At 30.3% G+C, this 6,569-nt stretch carries 4 protein-coding genes and 1 pseudogene; 1 reads left to right on the forward strand and 4 read right to left on the reverse strand.

The features are described 5' to 3' along the window. Positions 1-116 precede the first annotated feature (116 nt). Positions 117-2,669, reverse strand: coding sequence for a calcium-translocating P-type ATPase, PMCA-type (locus tag ACRC28_RS09460; RefSeq protein ID WP_438543204.1), 2,553 nt, complete (start codon positions 2,667-2,669; stop codon positions 117-119). Positions 2,670-2,815: 146 nt separating this feature from the next. Here ACRC28_RS09460 and ACRC28_RS09465 point away from each other — a divergent pair, with 146 nt between their 5' ends. Continuing rightward, positions 2,816-4,453: a putative manganese-dependent inorganic diphosphatase gene (locus ACRC28_RS09465; RefSeq protein WP_438543205.1), complete on the forward strand. Its 1,638-nt coding sequence runs from the start codon at positions 2,816-2,818 to the stop codon at positions 4,451-4,453. Positions 4,454-4,517: 64 nt separating this feature from the next. On the opposite strand, the gene ACRC28_RS09470 is transcribed toward ACRC28_RS09465, so the two are convergent. From ACRC28_RS09470 to ACRC28_RS09480, 3 genes and pseudogenes are all read right to left on the reverse strand, one after another. Further along, positions 4,518-5,288: a flagellar hook-basal body complex protein gene (locus ACRC28_RS09470; protein ID WP_438543206.1), complete on the reverse strand. Its 771-nt coding sequence runs from the start codon at positions 5,286-5,288 to the stop codon at positions 4,518-4,520. A 12-nt stretch (positions 5,289-5,300) separates the two neighbouring features. Further along, a complete protein-coding gene (locus ACRC28_RS09475) occupies positions 5,301-6,071 on the reverse strand; it encodes a flagellar hook-basal body complex protein (protein ID WP_438543207.1) in 771 nt (256 codons plus the stop codon). Positions 6,072-6,264: 193 nt separating this feature from the next. Beyond that, positions 6,265-6,569 (reverse strand): annotated as a pseudogene (locus ACRC28_RS09480) (hypothetical protein); the annotation flags it as partial.

The raw sequence follows: 6,569 nt of genomic DNA on the forward strand, positions 1-6,569 counted from the left end.
CACATTATATCATAATATTTCTAAATAAAAATAATTCTCACTAGAATTTTATTCTTACTTTTTTACTAAGAAATAAAAACCCCTATAGAACTTATTATTCTATAGGAGTCTTTCATTTATTTTTTGATAAATAAATATATGCTATTAATTAATGCAATAGTCCCTGAGAAGCATAAAACTATGGTCCAATGCTTAAGTAATAATGGAACTGTATGGAATATTCCTTGTAAAAATGGCACATATAATACAGCCATTAGCATAGATACTGAAACTAGTACTGCAAAAACCAAATATGGATTTGAGAATATTTTTATTTCAAATATTGAATGTCTTTCTGACCTACATTCAAAAACATGAAAAAGCTGTGACATAACAAGTGTAGATAATGCAACTGTTCTACAGGTATCTAAATCCATTCTATAATATCTAGCAACCATAAAAGAAAGCAATGTACACAATCCAATTAAACTTCCTCTAACTAATATTTTTTCTGTTAAGCCTCTTGAGAAGATTCCTTCCTTCTTGTCCCGTGGGCTTTGTCTCATTATATCTTTATCAGCTCCATCAACTCCAAGTGCAATTGCTGGAAGTCCATCTGTTGCTAAATTTACAAAAAGAATTTGTATTGGTGTCATTGGATTTGGAAGAAGGAATAAAGACGCTAAAAACATAGTTAAAACTTCTCCTAAATTACAAGATAAAAGATATCTTATAAATTTTCTTATGTTATCATAAATATTTCTTCCTTCCTCTACTGCATCTACAATCGTATTAAAATTATCATCCATAAGTATCATAGAAGATGCTTCCTTTGTTACATCTGTTCCTGAAATCCCCATAGAAATTCCAATATCGGCTTCCTTTATAGCTGGTGCATCATTTACACCATCTCCTGTCATTGCAACTATATTTCCAAGTGCCTTAAAAGCTCTAACAATTCTAAGCTTATGGTTTGGCGATACCCTTGCAAAAACTCTAACATTTTTTATTTTTCGTCTAAGTTCTAAATCTGTAAGGGCTTCTATTTCACTTCCTTCTAAAACTTGCTCCTCACTTTTACAAATATTAAGAGATTTTGCTATTGAAAGTGCTGTATTTTTATGGTCTCCAGTAATCATTACAGGAGTTATTCCTGCAAGCTTACATTTTAAAACTGCATCATGAGCCTCTTTTCTTGGTGGGTCTATACTACCTGAAAATCCAACAAAAATAAGTTCTTCTTCAAGTCTTTCATCCTTTCTTAAATCCTTTTCCTTATATGCTGCTCCAAGGCATCTTAATGCTCTTCTTGACATTACATCTAATGCCTTTTCAATATTCTTTCTTTTTTGAAGAGTTAATTCCTTTACTTTTCCATCTTCATATATATACTTACAATTTTGAAGAATCTTTTCTGGAGCTCCCTTTACATAACAAATTTCTTTATCTTTTTCCTTTATTACTACAGACATCATTTTTCGTATAGAATCAAAAGGTAAATCAAAAACTCTTTCTTTGTCAGCGCTAAAATCTATTGCCTCTTTAGATTCATTGAAAAACATCCTTATTAAAGCAGTTTCTGTAGGATCTCCGTGAAGAGACTTTTCTATACTTTTAATTTTTCCATCTATTGTGCAGTCATTACAACATACAAATATATTTTTTAGCTTTTCAATCCCTCCAGCTTTATTTATATCTTCTTTTTCTATTTCTATTACTTTTCCATTTATAAACACTTCTTTTACAGTCATTTTATTTTGTGTTAATGTTCCTGTTTTATCTGAACAAATAATTGAGGTACATCCTAAGGTTTCCACTGCTGGAAGCTTTCTAACTAAAGCATTTTTCTTAAGCATTCTTGAAACACCAAGGGCAAGGGCTACAGTAACTATAGCTGCAAGTCCTTCTGGAATTGCTGCTACTGCTAAAGAAACTCCAAGCATAAACATTTCCCCTAATTCATTTCCTCTAAACACTCCTAAAACAGTTACTAAAGAGCATATAACTAAACATATGACTACCAATATTTTTCCTAAGGAATCTAACTTAAGCTTTAATGGTGATTTTTCTTCTTCAATATTTTGAAGTAAGTTTGCAATTTTCCCCATTTCTGTTTCCATTCCAATATTAAGAACTTTAAATAAAGCTTTTCCTTTTAATATATTTGTTCCCATAAATCCATTGTTTTTTCCTTTTTTCTCTTCTTTAGAAACTCCAACTGATTCTCCTGTTAAAAGTGATTCATCAACAACAATTCCAGAGCATTCTAAAAACTCACCATCTGCTGGCACTCTATCTCCTGCCTCTAAAATTACCATATCTCCTATTGTTAATTCACTTGACTTAATAATTTTCACTCTTCCATCTCTATAAGCCTTACAGGTAGGTGCTGCCAAGTTTTTTAATGCTTCAAGAGATTTTTCTGTTTTAAACTCCTGAAAAAAACCTAAAAGGGCGTTAATAAAAATAATAATAAAAATTGTTACAGCATCTGCTATATCCCCCATAATTGCTGAAATAATAGTTGCACCTATAAGCACCCATACCATAAAATCATTAAATTGAGATAAAAAAACTCTTATTAATGAAATTCTTCTTTTTTCTTCAAGTACATTTAGACCAAAAGTTTTTATTCTTTTTTCAGCCTCATTAGTTGATAAACCAAGTATCTTACTCTTGTTTTCTGACAAAACTTTTCCTCCTTATAATTTCTCTCTATTCTATATATATTTAAAATAAGAAAACTTATGAAGAATTTCTATATAACTTTTCTTTACAAATTTCTATTTAGGTTTTACAATTAATATAGAATTTTTATATTTAAGGAGGAATTATTATGAGAAACGTTATTTACGTAACTGGTCACAAAAATCCAGATTCTGACTCAATTTGTGCAGCTTACTCATATGCTGATTTAAAAAATAGAATTGGCGATATACCTGCAATTCCAGTTAGACTTGGAAATGTAAATCCAGAAACGCAATTTATATTAGATTATTTTGGTGTAAATGCACCTCAATTATTAACAACAGTAAAATTAAAGGTTGAAGATTTAAAAATTGATACTATAAGCCCAGTTTCACCTGAAATTTCATTAAAAATGGCTTGGAATATCATGAGAGATAAAAATATAAAATCTATGCCTGTTGCAGACTGCAACGAACATTTAGTAGGAGTTATATCTTTATCTAACTTAACTTCTTCATATATGGATATTTGGGATAACCAAATCTTAGCTAAAAGCGAAACTTCAATAGACAATATTTTAGATACACTTTCTGCAAAGCCTGTCTACATAAATGAAGCTACTAAAATTTTCAAAGGGAAAATCTGTGTTGCTGCTATGCAACCTAATTCAATGAAAGAACATATCGATGCTAGCGATATTGCTATCGTTGGAGATAGACCTGATGTTCAAGAAAACTTAATAAACACAGGTGTTTCTTTAATGATCATTACAGGATCTAACACACTTTCTGATTCTTTAGTTGAAAAAGCTAAGGCAAATGGAGTTACTGTAATTTCAACTCCTCACGATTCATTTACAGCTTCAAGACTTATAATCCAAAGTATTCCTGTAGGATTCGTAATGGCTAAAGAAAATTTAGTTTCATTTACTACAGATGACTTAGTTGAAGAAGTAAAAGAAACTATGCTTGAATCAAGATATAGTAGTTACCCTGTAACTGACCCAGATGGAAGAGTTGTAGGAACTATTTCAAGATATCACTTAATTTCTAACTATAAGAAAAAAGTGATTCAAGTTGACCACAATGAAAGAGGACAATCAGTTGATGGACTTGAAGAAGCAGAAGTTCTTGAAATAATAGACCACCACAGAGTTGCTGATGTATTAACTAATAACCCAATCTATTTCAGAAATGAACCAATTGGAAGTACATCATCAATTGTCTCTAAATGTTTCTTTGAAAATGGCATTAGACCATCAAGAGAAATTGCGGGACTTTTATGTGGAGCTATAATTTCAGATACTCTTTTATTTAAGAGCCCTACTTGTACTCCACAAGACAAGCAAATCTGCTTAAAATTAGCTGATATTGCTGGTGTTCAAGTTGAAGAGTTTGGAACTGCTTTATTAAAAGCTGGAACTTCTTTAAAAGGAAAAACTGTAGCACAAATATTTAACCAAGACTATAAACCATTTAATATGGGTGACGTTAAAGTTGGAATAGCGCAAGTTAACACTATGGATATTGATGGATTTATGCCATTAAAAGAAGAAATGTTAACTTATATGGCTAAGAAAAACGGTATAGATGGTCTTGACGTTTCTATGATTCTTTTAACAGATGTTTTAAACGAAGGATCTCAAATACTTGTTGCAGGTGATAGATTTGATTTAGTTGAAAAAGCATTCAATATTAAACTTGAAGCTTCAACTGCATTTTTACCTGGTGTTCTTTCAAGAAAGAAACAAGTAGTGCCACCATTAACTAATACTGCTATTAGTTAATATAGAAAAGTAGAAAAGACTGGCAAAAGCCAGTCTTTTTTAATGTCTAGGAAAATATAAAATTTTATCTTCTTATATCGTTTATCATTCCCCACATCTCATCTGCTGTAGTTAAGCTTTTAGAGCTTAACTGAAATGCTCTTTGTGTTACGATTAAATCTGTAAACTCTTGCCCTATATCAACATTAGATCCTTCTAATAACCCTTGATATATTGCATAGTCCTTTGATAACTCTACATTTGTTCCATCTACAGGTAAAAATAAGTTTTCTCCTATTGACGTGAAAGCTTTGTCTCCTACTGCTGTATAAACATTTACTTTTCCAACCTCTTCAAACTTATCTTTGTTTTTTATAAAAACAGCTCCATCTTTATCAATTAAGAAATTGTCCTTTGTGAAGCTAACATTATTTTCATTTTTACCATTTTTATAGCTTATTTCAAGCTTGTTTCCTCTTCCATCTACAAGTCTACCTCTTCCATCTACTGAAAAAGCCCCGTCTCTTGTATAAGCTACACTTCCATCTGGTCCTATAACTTTAAAATATCCTTCTCCATCTATGGATAAATCTGTACTTCTTAAAGTTTCTCTCAAATTTCCTTGTCCATTATCTCTAAAATATTCTGTAGTTTTAACTCCAGTCCCAATATTTGCATTTTTATCTTTTAAAGGATACCCTTGTCTGTCTAAAGATTCGTTTAATAAATCCTTAAATCCAACATCAACTCTCTTATATCCCATAGTTCCTGAGTTTGCTAAATTGTTTGAAATTACATCTAATCTATTTTGATTTGCATTCATTCCACTTTTACTTGTATAAAGTGTTCTTATCATAATATTCTCCCCCTATCTTATAGCACCAATTTCATTACATGCTTTTCCTAAAGATTCATCAAGCATTGAGATAAACTTTTGATTTGTTTCAAAGCTTCTCATAGTAGATAACATATCTACCATTTCGTTTGTTATATTTACATTAGATCTTTCTATAAATCCTTGATAAACAGTAACTTCTGCATTATATATAGGGTTATTTCCAGTGTAATAATTATCTCCAACTTTGTCTAAGCTTTTATAATCATTAAAATCTGCTGTTGCAATTTTATAAGCATTTCTTCCTCCAACTAAAAGACTTCCATCTCCTTGTTGTAGAAACTTTTCATTTCCTACAAATATAGGTTCCATTCTTCCTGTATTTTTATTAGTTCCAAGAACATTATCTCCTGTTGTTGTTACTAAAAAACCATCGTTATTAACTTTAAAATTTCCATCTCTAGTAAATAATCTTTCTCCACCTCTTTGAACTACAAAAAATCCTCTACCATCTATAGAAAAGTCACCCATTTTTCCTGTTTCCTTAAAATCACCTTGAGTAAATCTAGTGTCTACAGTATCCATAGCTACTCCAAGTGAAAGTTCTCCTATTTCATTTTTAACATTTTGACCACCAACTACCTTGTCTTTATTTTGAATCATTACTTCTTTAAAACTTTTAAATCCTAATGTTTCACTTTTAAATCCATTTGTATTTGCATTTGCCATATTATTAGAAATAACTGATTGTTTATTTTCAAGTGATATTAGTCCTGAAATTGATGTATAAAGACTTCTTATCATTTTTTCTCATCCCCTTTAAAAATAACTTTACATTCATCTTCAAAATGCATGCCTATCTCTCTCGCTTTTTCCTCTATCTTTGTCACATTTTCTATATTAGAATTGAAAAACAAACTACCAATACCACCTATAATTAATCCAATTCCTATACCAAGTAAGACTTTTCTATCAACTATATTTTCTAATTTTTCTCTTATTTTAATAACCCACGTATTAATAATATTTCCCCCTTAGTTACATTTGCTAAAGCGCAAATGTCCTCATCCTTTTTCCCTTCTAATATAAGCCTTTTTATCTTTTCTTTTTTTGATATATTATTAAAATCTATTTCATTTATTATGTCACTTTCTTTTTTATTATATACTATTTCTTCTTCATCTTCTATATTTTTACTTTTATCTTTTTTTAGAATCTCTATTTCTTTTCTAAGTTCATCTATCTCTAATTGAAGGTCCGTTAAGCTTTCCCCCATATTCTTTCTTATTTTTCCTATCTCTA

The sequence above is a fragment of the Clostridium sp. genome, from assembly GCF_051650885.1.
In the GTDB taxonomy this organism is placed as follows: domain Bacteria; phylum Bacillota; class Clostridia; order Clostridiales; family Clostridiaceae; genus Clostridium.

What these genes read in the sequence shown, in the direction of transcription:
- ACRC28_RS09475 (WP_438543207.1), bottom strand. Translation starts at nt 6,071, where the DNA reads ATGATAAGAAGTCTTTATACATCAATTTCAGGACTAATATCACTTGAA.
- ACRC28_RS09470 (WP_438543206.1), bottom strand. Translation starts at nt 5,288, where the DNA reads ATGATAAGAACACTTTATACAAGTAAAAGTGGAATGAATGCAAATCAA.
- ACRC28_RS09465 (WP_438543205.1), top strand. Translation starts at nt 2,816, where the DNA reads ATGAGAAACGTTATTTACGTAACTGGTCACAAAAATCCAGATTCTGAC.